Annotated in this window: 16 protein-coding genes; 10 read left to right on the forward strand and 6 right to left on the reverse strand. The window is 43.6% G+C overall.

The genetic code is table 11. From position 1 onward, the window contains the following. The first annotated feature begins 43 nt into the window (after positions 1 to 43). Positions 44 to 1957 (forward strand): ABC transporter transmembrane domain-containing protein, encoded by a 1914-nt coding sequence (locus QZ019_RS00775; RefSeq protein WP_295481638.1) that lies wholly within the window; start codon positions 44 to 46, stop codon positions 1955 to 1957. A gap of 84 nt (positions 1958 to 2041) precedes the next feature. Here QZ019_RS00775 and QZ019_RS00780 read toward each other — a convergent pair whose 3' ends face one another. Beyond that, positions 2042 to 4105: an alpha-amylase family glycosyl hydrolase gene (locus QZ019_RS00780; RefSeq protein ID WP_295481640.1), complete on the reverse strand. Its 2064-nt coding sequence runs from the start codon at positions 4103 to 4105 to the stop codon at positions 2042 to 2044. 14 nt (positions 4106 to 4119) lie between these two features. Continuing rightward, positions 4120 to 5574, reverse strand: coding sequence for a beta-Ala-His dipeptidase (gene pepD, locus QZ019_RS00785; protein ID WP_295481642.1), 1455 nt, complete (start codon positions 5572 to 5574; stop codon positions 4120 to 4122). Between the two features lie 186 nt (positions 5575 to 5760). On the opposite strand from pepD, the gene QZ019_RS00790 reads away from it, so the two are divergent. Together QZ019_RS00790 and QZ019_RS00795 are read left to right on the forward strand one after the other, a co-directional pair. Further along, positions 5761 to 6120, forward strand: coding sequence for a CrcB family protein (locus QZ019_RS00790; RefSeq protein WP_295481644.1), 360 nt, complete (start codon positions 5761 to 5763; stop codon positions 6118 to 6120). Next, positions 6121 to 6564: a CrcB family protein gene (locus QZ019_RS00795; protein ID WP_295481647.1), complete on the forward strand. Its 444-nt coding sequence runs from the start codon at positions 6121 to 6123 to the stop codon at positions 6562 to 6564. It abuts the gene before it with no gap. A gap of 98 nt (positions 6565 to 6662) precedes the next feature. On the opposite strand, the gene uspE is transcribed toward QZ019_RS00795, so the two are convergent. Together uspE and murJ are read right to left on the reverse strand one after the other, a co-directional pair. Beyond that, the gene (gene uspE / locus QZ019_RS00800; protein WP_295481649.1) at positions 6663 to 7583 is read right to left on the reverse strand and encodes a universal stress protein UspE; all 921 of its coding nucleotides are present in this window, start codon (positions 7581 to 7583) and stop codon (positions 6663 to 6665) included. Positions 7584 to 7699: 116 nt separating this feature from the next. Next, positions 7700 to 9286, reverse strand: a complete 1587-nt coding sequence (gene murJ / locus QZ019_RS00805; protein WP_295481651.1) for a murein biosynthesis integral membrane protein MurJ — start codon at positions 9284 to 9286, stop codon at positions 7700 to 7702. A 710-nt stretch (positions 9287 to 9996) separates the two neighbouring features. Here murJ and QZ019_RS00810 point away from each other — a divergent pair. The 6 genes from QZ019_RS00810 (at position 9997) to QZ019_RS00835 (ending at position 14090) form a co-directional block, all read left to right on the forward strand. After that, positions 9997 to 10203: a hypothetical protein gene (locus QZ019_RS00810; RefSeq protein WP_295481653.1), complete on the forward strand. Its 207-nt coding sequence runs from the start codon at positions 9997 to 9999 to the stop codon at positions 10201 to 10203. 331 nt (positions 10204 to 10534) lie between these two features. Beyond that, complete coding sequence (locus tag QZ019_RS00815) at positions 10535 to 10852, forward strand: HMA2 domain-containing protein (RefSeq protein ID WP_295481654.1); 318 nt, start codon at positions 10535 to 10537, stop codon at positions 10850 to 10852. Further along, positions 10849 to 11454: an HMA2 domain-containing protein gene (locus QZ019_RS00820; RefSeq protein ID WP_295481656.1), complete on the forward strand. Its 606-nt coding sequence runs from the start codon at positions 10849 to 10851 to the stop codon at positions 11452 to 11454. Before QZ019_RS00815 ends, QZ019_RS00820 begins: the two co-directional genes overlap by 4 nt. 10 nt (positions 11455 to 11464) lie before the next feature. Further along, complete coding sequence (locus tag QZ019_RS00825) at positions 11465 to 13606, forward strand: cation-translocating P-type ATPase (protein ID WP_295481658.1); 2142 nt, start codon at positions 11465 to 11467, stop codon at positions 13604 to 13606. A gap of 23 nt (positions 13607 to 13629) precedes the next feature. Then, positions 13630 to 13896: a hypothetical protein gene (locus tag QZ019_RS00830; protein ID WP_295481659.1), complete on the forward strand. Its 267-nt coding sequence runs from the start codon at positions 13630 to 13632 to the stop codon at positions 13894 to 13896. Beyond that, the gene (locus QZ019_RS00835; RefSeq protein WP_295481660.1) at positions 13893 to 14090 is read left to right on the forward strand and encodes a hypothetical protein; all 198 of its coding nucleotides are present in this window, start codon (positions 13893 to 13895) and stop codon (positions 14088 to 14090) included. The genes QZ019_RS00830 and QZ019_RS00835 overlap by 4 nt, the downstream gene beginning before the upstream one ends. 54 nt (positions 14091 to 14144) lie before the next feature. On the opposite strand, the gene QZ019_RS00840 is transcribed toward QZ019_RS00835, so the two are convergent. Continuing rightward, positions 14145 to 14870 (reverse strand): hypothetical protein, encoded by a 726-nt coding sequence (locus QZ019_RS00840; protein WP_295481662.1) that lies wholly within the window; start codon positions 14868 to 14870, stop codon positions 14145 to 14147. A gap of 73 nt (positions 14871 to 14943) precedes the next feature. Between QZ019_RS00840 and htpX the strand changes: the two genes are divergently transcribed. Continuing rightward, complete coding sequence (htpX, locus tag QZ019_RS00845) at positions 14944 to 15849, forward strand: protease HtpX (protein ID WP_366936811.1); 906 nt, start codon at positions 14944 to 14946, stop codon at positions 15847 to 15849. 179 nt (positions 15850 to 16028) lie between these two features. Here htpX and gap read toward each other — a convergent pair whose 3' ends face one another. Continuing rightward, on the reverse strand, positions 16029 to 17039 hold the full coding sequence (gene gap / locus QZ019_RS00850; protein ID WP_295481664.1) for a type I glyceraldehyde-3-phosphate dehydrogenase: 1011 nt from the start codon (positions 17037 to 17039) through the stop codon (positions 16029 to 16031). Positions 17040 to 17146: the final 107 nt, after the last annotated feature.

Below are 17146 nucleotides of genomic sequence, written 5' to 3' on the forward strand. Positions count from 1 at the left end.
AAGCCCCTGCTTATGCGGGGGTTTTTCGTTTGGGAGTTTAACTTTGCATAAGAAAAAGCCTTCAGCAGAAAAAAAACAGCAAGCAAAAAAAGAAGACTCAAAATTTTACCCCATAATCTTAAGTCAAACCGAAAATCAGAAAACGACCAGTTTTATCCGCGGATATAAGCAGTTTTGGCCGTTTTTAAAGCCGTATTGGTTTATGGCGGCATTGGGTATTTTACTGACAATTCCTGTAGGTGCCCTTGACGCGGTTATTGCGGCTTTTCTTAAACCCTTTATGGATAACGTGATGATTGAGCAGCAGAAGTCTTTTGCCGACTACGTGCCGCTTGTCATTATCGGTTTTACTTTGATCCAAGGTACTTTTATTTATCTTTCCTCAATTGTTAACGGCTATGTCGGCGGAAAGATAAGTTTGTCGATTCGTACCAAGCTTTACAAAAAGCTTTTGACTTTTGAAACCAGATTTTTTGATGTAAATAATTCAGGATCTGTAATCTTTCGCTTTTTTAACGATGCCGATCAGGCTTCGGCAGGTCTTATCGCCAATATAAAACTGTTTTTGACCAAGTTTTTCTCATCGGTTTCTTTAGTCTGCGTTTTGGTTTATAACTCCTGGCAGTTAACGCTGGTTGCCTTGGGCGTATTGGTGTTTTTGATTCTGCCTTTGCGTATTGTCCGCAAACGCATCAAAAAAATCATTTCACGCTCCGTTGTCGGCAACACTCAGCTTATCACTTTATATAACGAAACCACTCAAGGCAACCGTGTCATCAAAGCTTTCGGTCTTGCCGATTTGATGTTCAGACAGTTTAAGGCCAAAGCTGATTTTCTTTTTGATATCGGCATCAAGCTGGTTCGCGATACAAATTGGTTGTCGCCTGTCATGCATTTGGTGAGCTCAATAGGTGTAGCCGGAGTGTTGTATTTCGGCGTGCAGCTGATTTTAAACGGCACCATTACCTCAGGCGCTTTCGTGTCTTTCCTTGCCGCCCTTATTATGCTCTATACCCCGATTAAAACTATCGGCAATAACTTTATCAGCGTTCAGCAGGCTTTGTTGGCACTTGATCGCATTTATGAGTTATTGGAAGCAAAATCCTTTGAGGATGAGGCCAACGATAAAGATAAACTGGTACTTCCTACCATAAAGGATGGTATTGAATTTAAAGACGTTCATTTTTCTTATACCAAAGATCGCGAGATTTTAAAGGGCATATCTTTTAAAGTGGCGATGGGCAAGAAGATTGCTTTAGTCGGAAATTCAGGCGGCGGCAAAACTACGGTGTGCTCGCTTATTCCGCGTCTTTACGAAGTCGATTCGGGATCTGTACTGATTGACGGACATGACGTGCGTGATTACACCTTGGATTCTTTACGCTCGCAGATTGCCGTAGTTTTTCAGGACAGTTTTCTGTTCCAAGGAACGATTCGCCATAACATAACTTGTGCCAAGCCTGATGCAACGGAAGAAGAAATTCATGAAGCTCTTAAAAACTCGTATTTAGACGAGTTTGTTAAAGGCTTGCCCCACGGCCTTGATACCGTGATAGGCGAGCGCGGCGTGTCATTGTCAGGAGGTCAAAAACAGCGCTTGTCCATTGCGCGTGCTTTAATTCGTAATGCTCCGCTTGTCATCCTGGATGAAGCGACCTCGGCTTTGGATAATAAATCGGAAAAGGTTGTGCAAAAAGCTCTTGATACTTTAATGCAAGGCCGCACTACCATCGTGATTGCGCATCGTTTATCGACGATTCGCGATGCCGATACCATTTTGGTTATCAATGACGGTTTGGTCGTAGAGTCAGGGACCCATGACGAGCTGTTGGCTAAAAACGGGGTATATGCCGGTCTTTATATGTCGCAGTTTAAAAATAAAGAGCAGGAAGAGCATGATGAGGCGGAGCTTAAATCCTTGGAAGAATCGATGAAGGCAGAAAAAACTGAAGCCTAAATTAAGCTCTATACAAAAATTAAGGCACTGTAATTTGGTGCCTTAATTTTTGCCGGTATCTGAATTTAGCTAAGCAGTGGAGGCTTAAACCTTTTCTTCGTTATTAATAATAACCGTGGTGCGTGCCGGCATGGTTATGGTCTTGCCTGCAACCAGCTCTTTAATGAAGTTTGCGGAGAATTCATCCGAGCTCTTGGTAAGACCGAAGCAGGAAACCGACAGCTTTTCCTTTGACAATAAGTCGAATAAAGCCTCAAGTCCCTCACCGTGATCGGTACGACGGATATTTCTTCCTGAAAGAGGAATTAGCAAGCTTTCACCCGAATCGGCATTATTGTCGGAATCTGCGGTATTGTCATCGGGCAGATACATGGCGGCAAGCAGCGGGAAGAGAATTGACCCCTGTTCAATCTTCATGGCCTGGCGTGAAGCGTTGACAAGAACTATGGAGAAGCGGTTATTGTAAAGACGGATATAGCCGAAATAAGCACCGCCTGAAGTGATGAAGACCAAAGAACCCAAGGTTAAAGCCGGGTTGCTGCGGCGGATGTCGCTTAACTCTTTTATCGCTGTACTTACGGTTTTTGAGTAAGCCGTAACTTTGTGATCGCGCATGGCAATATAAGGAAGAGGTGAGCTCGGACCGATTTCGTATTGATCAAGAATATCGCCGAGTTCGTCACCCTGATAGAGACAAGGTATGCCGCGCCAGGTGAAAAGAACGGCCAAAGCCGACAGATATAAAGATTTTTCTCCGCCTAAAATTTCAAAGAAACGCGGCAGCGTGGAGTTATCAAGCTGATTTATAAGACAGAGCTTTATCTCCTGGGCAACGCCAACGGAATAGTTTTCGCAGGTTCTGCGAAAATCTTCGCCGGTGTAAGGAATAGGATCTCCCGTCAAATTCACGCCGCCGAAGAATGCACGGATCGGGCTGATAAAGCCGGTGTAGTTAATCGCGCCGTCTAAGTTTTCGTCGGTATTTAAAACATAGCGGGCATCGGAGCGGTAATCGCCTATCATAAGGCAATCAGGATGCACTGAACGAGCTTCATGGCAGATTTGGCCGAGGCGCTTTAGATTGTTGCGGGATGTTCCGTTATCACCGATTTGCGAGGCATGGGCGATAATAAGACCGTCGGCATTATAAGCTTCGGAAATCCATTTTTTGACTACGCTGTTGGCACCTTTGTACATCATATGTCTTATAGCGCGGGAGGCGTAGTTTAATTTAGGACAATTAGGATTGTCGTTAAAATATACTGCCTGATCGTTGGGGAGAAATGAATAATAATCCCGATAAGGTGAGTCTTTATGATGCAGTGCGCCCTTGCCGGTACGTTCCATGCGGTCAAACCACGGATGGTTGTCTCCGGTGTGATTTAAGGTAGTACTTAAAATAAGGCGCATATCGAGATCGGATGTCGTTTGGCGCAGGCGCTTTAATGCACCGTTGCCGCCGAAATGCGGATCGATTACGTCATAATCCTCGGTATCAAGTTTTTTAGGGGAGGGGGCTTTAAAAATCGGAGTAAGGCAAATACCGCTTACGCCCATATCTTTTAAGTACGGGAGCATGGCGGCGATACCGTCCAGATCTCCGCCGCAATGAACTTCGTCAAGGTTTTTGTATTCAAAAACGTTGGCGTGAATAGGGGTGTCGGCAGCGTAATGATCGGCGTCAATGGTGAAATAATCTTTAGAAGAGGCAAAACGATCGGGGAAGATTTCATATAAAACCAAATCTTTGACCCAATAAGGATGTCTTGCATTGAGCTCAAAGGCAAAACAGTGATGTATGAGCGGGCATTCGCGCGACATGCCTAAAGAGCTGTACCATACGACATCGGTAGTTTGCGATGAAGAATTTAATAAAGAAATCTTAAAGCAGTACCATTGAAAATTATCACCCTCATCGACGGTAAGCTTTGCCGTAAAACGGTGAATTCCGGACTTGGAACCGATATAGAGCATTTCAACGCGCTTGGGCTCATGCTGCGGGAAGGATACGAGCTTACAGCTTAAGCGGCGCGGATTAGCTCCGCGGACGTATAAAACTACGGTTTTATGATTGGTTCCCGGAGCCGTGCATGTATGGAAACACTGGAACGGCAAATTGCTCCTTGGAGATGAGGTGTTCTGACGCATATATACTTCCTTGCCTATAACTGACTTAATGTACGTTTTACAGCTTCGTATACGTTTTTGGTGCCCTGAATGGAAACGCGTTCAAAGGGTGAATGCGGGCTGTTGATGGTCGCGCCTAAAGAAACCAGCTGTAAATCGGGTGCCTTGGCGGCAAACATAGCGCATTCAAGACCTGCGTGCAGCGCAGTAACAATCATGTCTTTACCGGTTATTTCCTTGTAATTTTCGTTAAGGCAGGAAATCAAGCTGTTTTCGCTCGGAGATTCCCAACACGGATGACGATTGTCGATTTCAATTTCAAGGTTATCGATTAAGCTGCAAAAAGCGCTTAATTTAGCGATTATGTCATCAAGTCCGCTTTCTTTTAAGGAGCGGGGCATGAGGCATAAAGACAAACTGTTGTCATCAGTTGAAACCAAGCCTAAATTTACTGAAGTCTCAACGATTTCAGGGTTTACATCCCACGGACGGATAGGTCCTAGAGGCAATGCTCTAATAAGGGACAGGAATGTTTGGGTGTCGGTAAGTCCGAAAGCTTTGGCGCAGTCAGTCTCGTTTACGGTTAAAGTCATATCAGGATCGGTTTCTTTATAAAAGTCCCGATAAAAAGAGAAGCTTTCTTCTACGGCTTTAACGAACGCATCGGCTCTGTCGCCGGGGACTTTCACCGTAACCTGCGCTGTGGACGGAATGGAGTTTCTGACATGACCTGAGGTGAAATTTGCTAAGAATACGTCACAGGTATCATCTGAGACGTTAAGCAAAACCGCACTTAAAACTTCGGCGGCATTAGCCCTGCCTTTGTTGATATCGGTACCGCTGTGGCCGCCTTTTAAACCGCTTAAACATACGTTAAAAGCTTTGGTGTCTTCAACGTCGATGCGCTCGGATGTGAATTTTAAATTGATATCGACGGAGCCTGCGCAGGCAACGAACAGAAAATCATCATCCTCCGAATCAAGATTGATAAGGTATTTCCCCTCTTTGAGGATTTCAGGAGCAATCAGGATGGCTCCTTTCATGGTCGACTCTTCTTCAACCGTAAAGACGGCAATAAGCGGACCGTGATTGAGTTCTTTATCTTCAAGGATGGCAAGAGCGGTACAGGCACCGATTCCGTCGTCTGCACCTAAAGTCGTTCCTTTGGCATAAACAAAACCGTCGTCTTTAACTACGGGAATGATCGGATCTTTTAAAAAGTCATGCACAACGGAGCTGTCTGCTACCGGAACCATATCGATATGGGATTGCAGAATTACGGTGTCTTTATTTTCATAACCTTTGGACGCCTTCTTTTTGATAATTACGTTGCCGCATTCTTCGACTTTATATTCAAGACCGTTTTTCTTAGCAAATTCGCATAAATACTTAGCAATTCCCTGTTCGTGTCCTGAAGGATGAGGAATGGCGCAAAAATCTGCAAAGTGTGACCATACTGCCTTTGGTTCTAAATTTGAAATATCAGTCATGAACCTTAGTCCTTTTTTGTTTTAAGTTATCAAGTAAGTTCTTAAAAAACGCTTTGTTAGTTAATTTTCTGTGGTTAATTATACAAAAAGGGTGAAAAAAAAGCTGATTAAACTTTGTGTTGCGTGAGTTTGACGGGTTTTTGCGTACAATATATTAATAAGTATTTTACTGATGTGAAGAAAAATATGCCTACGTTAATAGCTGCGGTTTTCGTGACCGGAGGATTAGGCGCCTTGGCAAGACTCGGCTGTCAAATTCTCGGTAAAAAGGTAACTCTTGATTTCCCGATAGGAACTATAGCGGCCAATATTCTGGCGGCTTTTTTTATAGGCATAGTTATGCCGCTTGAACTGACGTTTGAATTAAAAGCGGTTATCGCCTCGGGCTTTATCGGATCGCTAGGTACTCTGTCGTCCGTTTGTTCCGATATGTTTTTGCTGGTAAAAGACCGGGAGTTTTTAAAAACGCTATATTATGTCGTATGCACCGTTTGTCTTGGCTATTTAGCATTTACTTTAGGTAAATCCTGCGGAGGTCTTGTTTAAATGGAATATGTGTTTAGAAAGCAGGTAGTTACCGTAAGACGCAGGATTAGAAAATTGGAGCATTCCGATTGGTTTTTGACTTTTGTGGGCGGAGGGATCGGAGCTGCTTTGCGTTTTTACCTTGAGTCGGTAAGTTTCAGCATTGCCAATTTGTCGCTTGCCAATATTTTAGGCTGTTTTTTCATGGGGATCCTTATCGGCTTATCGGTATTTAAGCTTATGGATAACAATTGGTATAAACCTTTGCTTCAGACCGGTTTTTTGGGAGGTTTCACCTCATTTAGCGCATTAATGACAATTGCCTCTTTAGGCGACGGACTTCTTTATTCGATTGGCTGGGCTTTTGCCTTGGTATTAAGCGGCTGCGGACATTTTATCTGCGGTTTTATTCTGGTGTTTCTGTTCGTTCATTTTAAACACGGACAGAAATTTTCTAAAAAATAATCTCCGTTAAGCTCGGCTTTACGGTTTTAATTTAGCTTGCAGCTCTTTGCATGAGAAAAAAATTCCCCGCATCGGGGAATTTTTTGTTTAAGACTTATCTAGTCTTTTGCTTCATCAATGGTCTTATTGTTATAAACAAATAAGTCAGCATCAATGTAGTCTACTATTTCTTCGCAGGTATTACCGATGAAAGCGGCAGATACTCCCGAACGTCCTGCCGATCCGATAAGTACGGCCTGCGGAGCAAGAACACGGCACAGATTCGGAATGACGTCTTCAGGCAATCCCTCTTCGATATGGCACTGCTCAGGCGGAATATTATGCTGCTTGGCAAATTCAATAAGACGACGCTGATGTTCTTTTAAGATGCTTTCGGCGTATACTTCAGGGGCGTAGTTGGGAACTTCAAGCATTACGGTAGGCAAAAGAACCGGCGCGGAATTTATAAGATGAATTTTGCCTTTGGTGATGGTGGCGAGCATTTGGGCTTCGCGCAGCAGTTTGATATTGGTATTGCGCTTTTGTCCCGAGGTGAAATCAAGTGCTACGACGATATTGCCGCTGGCGTCCCACGGATGTTCTTTAGCGATTACGACCGGAGTGGGGGAGTTTCTTAAAAGATACCAGTCAATCGGAGTAAAGATGATTGAGTCTAAAACTCCGTGGCGGTTGGCACCTTTTATAAGCAAATCATAATTGCCGTTAATCATTTCATCAATGATGGCTTCGCCCAGATCTTTGGCCCAGATCACTTTAGGAATAACATGAACATCGGGATTGGCGTATTTTTTGATTTCAGCCTCAAGAGCCTCAAGATGTACTTTTTCCACTTCCTCTTTGGTGCTGTTTTCTTTTTTACGGTTGAGGATATGGATATCGTAAGAAAAGTCGTAAATAAGCCTTAAAGCGGTAATGGTTGCATTCGGATTATACCGGGTAAATTCAATTGCACGCTTTAAAGCCACCTGATAATCGCGTTTGGGTTCAATTACTGCTAATAAGTTATTATATTTTTTCATAGCGCGCTCCTTAGCTTATCTCCTTTCTTATTGATAATCATAATGTTAAGCGCGTGTTTTTGCAGTGACTTTATTCAATAAGCGTGCGCCAGGTTAAGCTTTTTAGTGATAACTTTTTACATCTTGATGTCGCGCGGTCTTATTCCCATGATTAAACAGGACAAAACGAATGTAGCGGCGCCCGTCGCTACAAACAGTGCAAGGTACAGTGAGGCCTGCAAAGTCGACATTGAAATCCATTCGTTAAAGTCAGGGGCAAAACGGCGTACGACGTAAGCCATTAACAGTGCGGCGACAAGAGCCTTGGTTATGAACTTTAAGGAGTAGGAAGACAGGGTGTAAATTTTTCTTTTGTATAAAAGGTATAAAAGCTGACCTGCATTGACGTATGCGGCAAGAGCGGTTGACAGGGCCAGGCCTACGTAGCCTAAGGGCCAGACTAAGATTAGATTGAAGACGATATTGGCACCCATTGAAATTATACCGCAGCGCACAGGGGTCTTGGTGTCCTGCAATGCGGCAAATCCTTGGACTAAAACGCGGACCAGCATGATTGCGCAAAGCCCCGAGACTGACGCTATTAAAGAGGCGGATGACAACAAAACATGATCGGAGGTAAAGGCTCCGCGCATAAAGAGCACGCGTAAAATAGGTTCGCGCAGCGCAATAATGCCCATCATTGAAGGCAAACCCAGCAAAAGTACCAGGCGAACTCCCCAATCTAAAGTTTTTTCGTAAGTACTATGATCTTCTTTAATATTGACGCGTGACAGTGCAGGAAGGATCACAGTTGAAATGGCGACGGCAAAAATTCCTATCGGGAATTCAAGCAGTCTGTCCGAATAATAAAGATAGGAGATGGCTCCGGTGGCTAAAAATGAAGCAAGAACGGTATTTACCAAAAGGTTTAATTGACTTGCCGAAACTCCGAACAGTGCGGGAAGCATCAAGGTGCGGATGGTTTTAACCCCTTCGTGGTTCCATCCCCAGCGCGGCAGACATAAAAGTCCCGTTTTATAGACAAAAGGCAGGACAAAGAGCAGCTGGAATACGCCGCCTGCCGTCATTGCCGCGGCAAGAATAAGGTTGGGGTCGGCAAAATGCGGGGCGATAAAGTATGCTGCGGCTATCAGCACCAGATTTAAAATGCACGGGATGATGGCCGGTACGGCAAAGCGCCCGAAAATATTTAAAATTGAGCAACACAGCGCCGTCACGGTAATAAAGAAAAGATAGGGAAAGGTAATGCGCAGCAGCTGCGAAGCTTCTATAAATTTATCGGCATCGCTTTCTCCTTTATACCAAGCCTCAAACCATCCCCAGCCGAAGATTGCCGTAACTACGGGAGAGAGAATCATACCGATAATTGAGATTATTAGGACAATAAGTCCCAATGTTCCGGCGGATTTTGCGGCAAGCTCTTTAAGCTCCTTTTCACTTTTATCACGCTTGGTTTTGGTCATGACCGGAACGAAAGCCTGTGCGAAAGCCCCTTCGGCAAAAAGACGCCTGAAGAAATTCGGAATGCGATTGGCAAAGAAATAAACGTCGGCGCTAAGTCCTGCACCTAATAATCCTGCGATGGCGATGTCGCGGAACATGCCTAAAATGCGGGACATAAAGGTTGCGCCCGCGGTGACGGCTCCGGAGCGCAGAAGACGCTGAGCCGGAAGATTTTTTTTGTTTGATGCTGCTTTTTTCATGCGGCTATTTTAGCAAATAGGAAAAGCCGCTCTTTAAAAATATTTGTTGTGGCGTGTTTTCATTTGTGAAAATTTTGCTAAAAGCAAGAGGGATAAAAAAATAATTATCCACACCTGTGGGAAAACCTGTGGAATCTGTCAAAATCTGTGGGAAAAGTGCATTAAATGCGCATTTGCAGACTGTGGGAAATTTTTATAAATTAAATCTTGACAGAGTAAAAATACTTAATTATCAATATGTTAAGTGTTAAATCCTTGTAAAACCCTGATCGGACAAGGGCTTGTGGTTTTTGGGGGAATTTTTTAGAAAAATCCTTATTGTGGGAAATTTCTTTAAAATCTGTGGGAAACTTTGTGGGATCTTTCTGTAAAGCGCATTCTTATCGGGTTTTGGCTGTGGGATAAAAATTTAATCCCGCGATAAAAGAGGGTTTATTTCACCTGTGAAAGTCAAGAAAAAACCGTAAAATTTTTTTTAGCCTGTGGGAAAGTTGTGGGATTTTGCCAAATTGTGGGGAAAATAAGTTTTTCAGCTTGACAAGATAAAAATAGTAAACAAAAGCATAAAAACTATTCTGTATCAGGATAAAAAATGTGGACTTTATCACTTTTTTATAAGTGTTTTACTTGAATTTTACTTTCATTTTTGAAATTTTTAACAAAGTCAAGCAAAGGTCGTTAAAAAAAATCCCCAGCCTGTGGGAAACTCTGTGGAATCTGTCAAAATCGGTGGGGAAAATGCATATATAAGCCAAGCTGCAGCTGTGGGTAATTTAAGTAAAAATTTAATTATCTGTAAATATTTTATTATTTATCAATATGTTATATATAAAACCGCTTACGCTTGCGTATTTGCCGGTGGTTGTGGGAAATTTTGTCTGTTACGGGAAAATTTAAAGACAGCCATATTTAGATGATTTTCTGTAGTTTGGGTGATCGATTTTGCGGTAAGTAGCATTCCTATGCGCTTTTGTGCAAAATTTGGAGTTGAAGGCCGATTTTTTTTAGAAAAATTTTATTTGTGAAAGTCAAATCTTTTTCATTAAAAAATTTACGGATGTGGGTAAAGCTGTGGGAAACTTGTGGATATTTTGTAGTTTTTTACAGAATATATTTTTTAAATTGCGGACTGTTTTTTGTTATGTAGAAAAGTTTGTTATGAGTTAGAGTAGGGGTATAATAGTTGTGATTGAGTTATTGTAGTAATCTTTAACTAATTTGGGTTTTTGTAAGGTAACGGAATTGGCTATGTTTAAAAATTTTTTGCATAAGCTTGGAATTCCAACGGATAAGGCTTCGTACATTCTGAATGAAGTTGAGGTTGCTCATTTTATTCAAGGGCGCGTCAGAGTTATATATCCGAAGTTAAAGCACGATGACGAGCTTTACTTGAAAGTAAAGAGGGAATTAAGTTCCATTAAGGAGCTGTCTGATTTTACGATTAACCGCATAACCGGTTCAGTTGTTCTTAGATATGAACCGCAGAATATAAAGCCTAATAGTTTTTTAGCCGAACTTTTAAACGGTGCTTATGCAGAATATACCCGTAAAGGAGTGAAAAAATGAATGTACCGGGAGTCAGTTTAGGAATAAGGGTCGGAGAATCTATAGGTAAATTGTTTTTTTCCGGTAACAGCGGGATGGTTATTGTTCACCGAATTCCGGGACGTCGTCGCTATGTTTGCAAAGCACTTAAAAACGAAAAAGAAGCATGTCAGCATCTTGAAGAGCTGATCAGAGTTTTTCCGGGAATTCTGAAGGCTTCGGTAAATCCGGTTACGGGAAGCGTAATAGTGGTTTATGACCAAAGTGAAAAGGTGATTGATGCCCTCTTTGACAGTATGTCGCATTCTCTAGCCGGAAAACACGCCGTGCATGAGCTGACGGTTATTCCAACCGGAATTTTAACCGTCGGAGATAATATAAACGATTCTTTGCGCTCGCTGCGGGACAGCGTCCGCGGCTTTTTCAATCATTCAGAGCCGATGTTTTTAAGCAGAATGCTTGGTTTGGCTTTGTTTTCATACGGTCTTATCCGCATTCTTTATCGTGGAGATCGTCCTGCCGGACCGCAATTGTTTTGGTGGGGACTCGGTTTGCTTTTAAGGCAGTCTCATCCGGATCCTAAAAAGGTTTTTGCATCAAATTTAGAAGAAAAAAATCAATAAGAAGGCATTTATGTCTGTTTTTAAATATCCTTTTCCCAATCACTATGATTATATGGAGCGCTGCGTTTTAGAGGCAAAAGCAAGAAGACTTGAGGGCGTCAGTGCGGCAAGTTTTGACGGCAACTGCGTAAAATTATGGGTAAAACCCGGACAAAATTACGTGCGCTTTGGGATTGCCTTGTCAAAACTTATCGGCAGCGATCTGTTTGCCTCGGGTAAGGAGGTGATTAAGCAGGGAGTATCGCAGCTAAAAGTAAAAAAGGAAAATGCCGATATCGGATCCGAGCTTAAGAATCATCGCAACAGCGCTTTGATTTCTCTTGCTGCTATGGGAGTTTTTTCCGTAATAAGGAAAGTAAATCCGACTCTTTATTCGTCTTTGCTGATTTTTCGCAGCTTAGGCGTACTTGTCATGGCGCGTGATTTACTAAAAGGCGGCATCAAGGATGCCGTAAAAGAAAGAAGACCTAATGCCGATACTCTTACCGTTACTGCCGTATTGGCATCGGTGGCGGCAGGTCGACCCGAATCAAGCATGAGTCTTTTGGCTTTATCCAACTTTGCCGAAATGCTTACCGCCATGGCAGCTCAAAGGGCGCGCAAGAATATATCAAGCTTGGTCGCTCTTGATGTCCAGGAAGTCTGGGTGCATGACGAAAACGGCAATGAAGTTAAAATGCCGATTGAAAAGATAAAACCCGGTATGGTGGTATCGATTCACTCGGGTGAAAAAATCTGCGTTGACGGCGTAATTAAATTCGGCAGTGCGGCAGTTGATCAGTCCGCAATTACCGGTGAATCGATTCCTGTTGCTAAAAAAGTGGGAGATAAAGTTTACGCCGGATCCAACATCCGCCTGGGTGAAATCGAAGTTTTAGTAGATAAAGTCGGTGACGATACTTCTTTATCAAGAATAGTCCATATGGTGGAGGAAGCGCAGAACCGCCGCGCTCCGATTCAAAACTATGCCGATCATATGGCTTCGTCCTTGGTGCCGGTGTCTTTCATCGCCGCTTTAATGGTTTACGCGGCAACCAAAGATTGGCAGCGCGTTCTTAATATGCTGTTTATTGATTTTTCCTGCGGTCTTAAATTATCGACGGCCACGGCCATGTCCGCCGCGATAAGCAGGGCAGCCAAGGAAGGAATTTTAGTAAAGGGCGGCAGCTTTATTGAAGGGGCGTCTCAAGTCGATACGGTAATTTTGGATAAAACCGGAACGATTACACGCGGACATCCGCAAATCGTGAGAATAACCTTGGCTCCCGATGTAAGCGAGTCCGTTTTGCTGCAGATGGCAGCCTCGGCCGAGGCCCATTCTTCGCATCCTTTAGCCGTAGCTATTTTGGATGAGGTAAAAAACAGAGGTCTTGAGATCCCGCATCACCTTGATACCAAAACCGTGATAGCAAGAGGCATTGAGGCTCATTTGCCGGCTTTTTCAGACTGCACGGGCGGAGAGGTGCTGGTGGGCAGCAAAGCTTTCATGGAAGAAAGCGCTGTCGCCGGTTTGGATCTTGTTTTGCCTAAAAAACAAAGTCCGGTCGGATCTTTTATTTACATTGCGTTAAACAGAAAGCTGTGCGGAATTTTAGAGATATCCGATCCGGTTCGTGCCGAATTCAAGCGTGCAATCAACCGTATGCGCTATAACGGCATCGAAGAAATAATCATGCTGACAGGAGACAATAAAGAAGCGGCTAAAGCCATTGCCGATTCACTCGGTCTTGACGGATTTAAAGCTGAAGTCATGCCTGAGGATAAAGCCGGCTTCGTGGCGCAAAAACAGCGCAACAGCTCAGTATTGATGGTCGGCGACGGCATTAATGATGCTCCTGCTTTGGCTTATGCCGATATCGGCGTTGCCATGGGCACTGCTTGTACCGACACGGCGATGGAATCGGCCGACGTCACTATCAACAGTGAAGATCCGTTAAAGCTGCCGCAGTTTATCAGCATCGGAAAAAGAACCATGGCACTCGTGCATCAAAACTTTGCCGTAACTATTGCAGTCAACACGGCGGCGATGATGCTTGGCGCTTTAGGATTTATTAATCCGCTTTTAGCCTCAGTAGTGCATAATGCTTCAACTTTGGGAGTGGTGCTAAACAGCGCCAGAATTTTAATTCCAAATAAAAAGAAAAATTATTAGCATGAATTTAAAGGAGATCAAAAATGTTAGATAAAAATCTGTTATTCGGTTTTGCTGCAGGCTGCGTACTCGGAGCCGTCGGTTATAAGTTCTATAACGAACACAAGGATGATATTGATGAAAAGATTAAGGGTTTAAAGAACTTTAAGGTTCCTGGCGTAAATGACGCTAAAGAGGAAAAGACCGACGAGAGCAATGAGGAGATGACTCTTGAAGAGCTTGAGTCTCAGAAAGAGCGTCTTGAGGATTTGATTGCTGAAATGCAGGCCAATAGAAAGGATAACGTATGAATAATATCTTGTCCGGAAAAACATTTTTAATCGGCTTCATTGCAGGTGTGTGTGCTGGAGCCGCAGCATATAAATATGTGGCAGTAGATAAAAAGATATCAACAAAGGAACTTTCAGACGGGATAATGAAGCTTGCAAAGCAGGTGGGCAGTGCGTCAGCTCGTGCCGGAATGGGCAGGGGCGGCCGTTTTTAAAAATTTAGTATTAAACGGTACAAAATTCAATGCAAATTTTGTACCGTTCATCTGTCAGCGCTTTGTCCTCAGTAAATAAGAATTCACTTTTCGCGAATTATAAAAAAGTCCCGTATAAAGAGAGAGTCCTAACAAGATCCCGCATATTACGCTACCTACCGGATTAGGAATGACTCCCTGTTGCTGCAAACTTAAAATGCACGGCAGAAGAATAAGCAGAAGGCTTATTAAAAGTACTCTTATATAGCGGATCATTGCTTCATTAGGAGAATTGCGTCTTAGTATTCTTTCATTAATATCAAGCTTTATTCCCGGCTGCTGATGATATTCAGGGCCTTCGATAATGGCGGCATCCGCTTTATAACAAAAAAGATGCTTGCCTGAAAAACGCAGCGGTTTAACCGTAAGCTTAGTGTTTAACAGAGCATTGGCATTGGATTTTTTGGCAAGTGTTACTAAAGCATCTAAAGCGCTGTTTGCATCAGGTCCTTCACCGCATAATTTGATGTTATGCTTTGAATCGATTATATCGTGTTCGCTTACTGTACTGTCGGAAACTATAGCGATGCCGTATTTTTTGTAGTCGGCTTTAGTAACGGATTCAATTGTCGCCGTTTTGCTTTTTGCTCCGTCAGCTTCTTCTTTTATTGAAAATTCCACGTGATCTCCCGGTTTTAAAGAAGCTTCGTTTGCGCTAAGTTTTGCGCTGTAAAATTTGTTGTCACAAGCGATGACGGCTTGCTTTGAATTTAAATCTGCAGATATGAGAATTCCCTGCACGGCTGGATCCTCTAAACAATAAAAGTTAAGATATTTGTAAATTATAAGGTACTTTTAGGAGACTTAATTAATTATGCGCATTTTGCTTTACGTTTTAATGCAAGTCGCGGTATTGGTGGTTGTCAGTATCGTCGGTTCAATTATTTTAAGCCTGTTCGGCATCAGTTTGTCCGGCTCTTCTTATACCGGGCTTTTGGTTATGTGCGCAATTTTCGGTTGCGTAGGATCGCTTATCTCCCTTTTTATGTCAAAGTCGATGTGTAAAAAGGCTTTCGGGGTAAGAACATTAGTATCTCCGACCAATGCTAGAGAAGCCTTTTTAATGCAGACGGTAAGCGAGCTTGCGCAGCGTTCGGGGCTTAACATGCCGGAAGTTGGCATTTATGAATCCAATGATTTAAACGCTTTTGCTACGGGACATAATCGCAACGCCGCTTTGGTGGCAGTTTCATCCGCTCTTTTATATAACATGAATGAAAATGAAATTAAGGGTGTTTTAGGTCATGAGATAAGCCATGTCGCAAACGGAGATATGGTTACCATGACTTTATTACAGGGCGTGCTCAATACTTTCGTATATTTCTTTTCCTATATCGCGTCAATGGCGATATCGGCTGCCATGAGCGGGCGTAACGATGACAGTGATGAATCAAGCCCCGGAGTCGGAAATCCTTTCGTCTTTTACATGGTGAATTCTTTGTTCCAGGTGATATTCGGTATTTTAGCCAATATGCTTTTGATGTGGTTTTCAAGATGGCGCGAGTACCGTGCCGATGCCGGCTCGGCTCGCCTTGAAGGTAAAAACTGCATGATTGAAGCGCTGGAGGCATTAAAGCGCGGCACTTCGATTAACTCAAAACGTGAAAGCCAATTTTCAGCTTTATGCATAAGCGGACCCTCAAGCATTTCCGAGCTTTTCATGAGCCATCCTACCTTGGATAAACGCATTGCAGCGCTGCGCGCTTTGGAGGCTTTTTAGTAATCGGTCTTTTGACTGATGGCAAAATTAAGGGCACTGCGGTGCTCTTTTTTTGTAGATTGAAAATACTTGAGCGGGAGGAGTGCAACGAGTAAAAAAGAGGAGTTTAATTTTATTCCCGTGAAGAAGAAAAAGAAAAGGGCGCTGCTGCGCCCTTTTTGCAATCTTACAAGTATAAATTACTTGCCTGAATCTTCCATGGACTTGATTAACTCAAGAACCTTGTTGGAGTAGCCGATTTCGTTATCATACCAAGCAACCAACTTGACGAACTTGTCGGTTAAAGGAATACCGGCGGGCTCGTCGAAGATGGAGGGGTGGGTGTTGCCTAAGAAGTCGGAGGAAACAACTGCATCGGCAGTGTAATCCATAATGCCCTTCATCGGGCCGGCAACTGCAGCTTTGATAGCAGCGCAGATGTCTTCGTACTTAGCGGACTTCTTCAATACGCAGGTCAAATCAACGACGGAAACGTCGCAGGTCGGAACGCGGATTGACATACCGGTTAATTTGCCGTTGAGGTCAGGAATTACCTTACCTACAGCCTTAGCTGCACCGGTAGAGGACGGGATAATGTTGGTGGAAGCACCGCGGCCGCCGCGCCAATCCTTAAGGGACGGGCCGTCAACGGTACGCTGAGTAGCGGTGGTGGAGTGGACGGTGGTCATGAGGCCCATCTCGATACCGAACTCGTCGTTAACAACCTTAGCCAAAGGAGCTAAGCAGTTGGTGGTGCAGGAAGCGTTGGAAACGATATCCTGGCCGGCATAGGTGTCATTGTTTACACCCATAACGAACATAGGGGTTGAATCCTTAGAAGGAGCGGACATAACGACGCGGCGTGCACCGGCCTGGATGTGCTTGCGGGCAAGCTCATCTTTAAGGAATAAACCGGTAGACTCAACAACATAGTCAACACCGATATCGCCCCACTTAAGGTTGGCAGGATCGCGCTCGGCGGTAACACGAACGGTGTTGCCGTTAACAACGAGATTGCCGTCCTGAACTTCAACTTTGCCCTTGAAAGGACCGTGCATGGAATCATACTTCAACATGTAAGCCATGTACTCAGGCGGAAGGAGGTCGTTAATGCCGACAACCTGGATGCCTAACTCAGGACGATAGACAGAAGCACGGAATACGAAACGGCCGATACGACCGAAACCGTTAATACCAACTTTAATAGTCATAATAGAATGTCACCCGTTTAGTGTAACAATAAAAAAATTACAATTACAAAAATACTCTATTTGGCTCGAAAGTCAAGATGCCACTTAGTTTCCTTTGCAGAAAAAAA

This window comes from uncultured Succinatimonas sp., assembly GCF_905203285.1.
Lineage (GTDB): Bacteria > Pseudomonadota > Gammaproteobacteria > Enterobacterales > Succinivibrionaceae > Succinatimonas.

Bases quoted from the DNA above. Each gene is read 5' to 3' on its own strand.
- murJ (WP_295481651.1), bottom strand. From the start codon at position 9,286: ATGAAAAAAGCAGCATCAAACAAAAAAAATCTTCCGGCTCAGCGTCTT.
- QZ019_RS00795 (WP_295481647.1), top strand. From the start codon at position 6,121: ATGGAATATGTGTTTAGAAAGCAGGTAGTTACCGTAAGACGCAGGATT.
- QZ019_RS00835 (WP_295481660.1), top strand. From the start codon at position 13,893: ATGAATAATATCTTGTCCGGAAAAACATTTTTAATCGGCTTCATTGCA.
- QZ019_RS00825 (WP_295481658.1), top strand. From the start codon at position 11,465: ATGTCTGTTTTTAAATATCCTTTTCCCAATCACTATGATTATATGGAG.
- QZ019_RS00790 (WP_295481644.1), top strand. From the start codon at position 5,761: ATGCCTACGTTAATAGCTGCGGTTTTCGTGACCGGAGGATTAGGCGCC.
- uspE (WP_295481649.1), bottom strand. From the start codon at position 7,583: ATGAAAAAATATAATAACTTATTAGCAGTAATTGAACCCAAACGCGAT.
- QZ019_RS00780 (WP_295481640.1), bottom strand. From the start codon at position 4,105: ATGCGTCAGAACACCTCATCTCCAAGGAGCAATTTGCCGTTCCAGTGT.
- QZ019_RS00815 (WP_295481654.1), top strand. From the start codon at position 10,535: ATGTTTAAAAATTTTTTGCATAAGCTTGGAATTCCAACGGATAAGGCT.
- QZ019_RS00820 (WP_295481656.1), top strand. From the start codon at position 10,849: ATGAATGTACCGGGAGTCAGTTTAGGAATAAGGGTCGGAGAATCTATA.
- htpX (WP_366936811.1), top strand. From the start codon at position 14,944: ATGCGCATTTTGCTTTACGTTTTAATGCAAGTCGCGGTATTGGTGGTT.
- QZ019_RS00830 (WP_295481659.1), top strand. From the start codon at position 13,630: ATGTTAGATAAAAATCTGTTATTCGGTTTTGCTGCAGGCTGCGTACTC.
- pepD (WP_295481642.1), bottom strand. From the start codon at position 5,574: ATGACTGATATTTCAAATTTAGAACCAAAGGCAGTATGGTCACACTTT.
- gap (WP_295481664.1), bottom strand. From the start codon at position 17,039: ATGACTATTAAAGTTGGTATTAACGGTTTCGGTCGTATCGGCCGTTTC.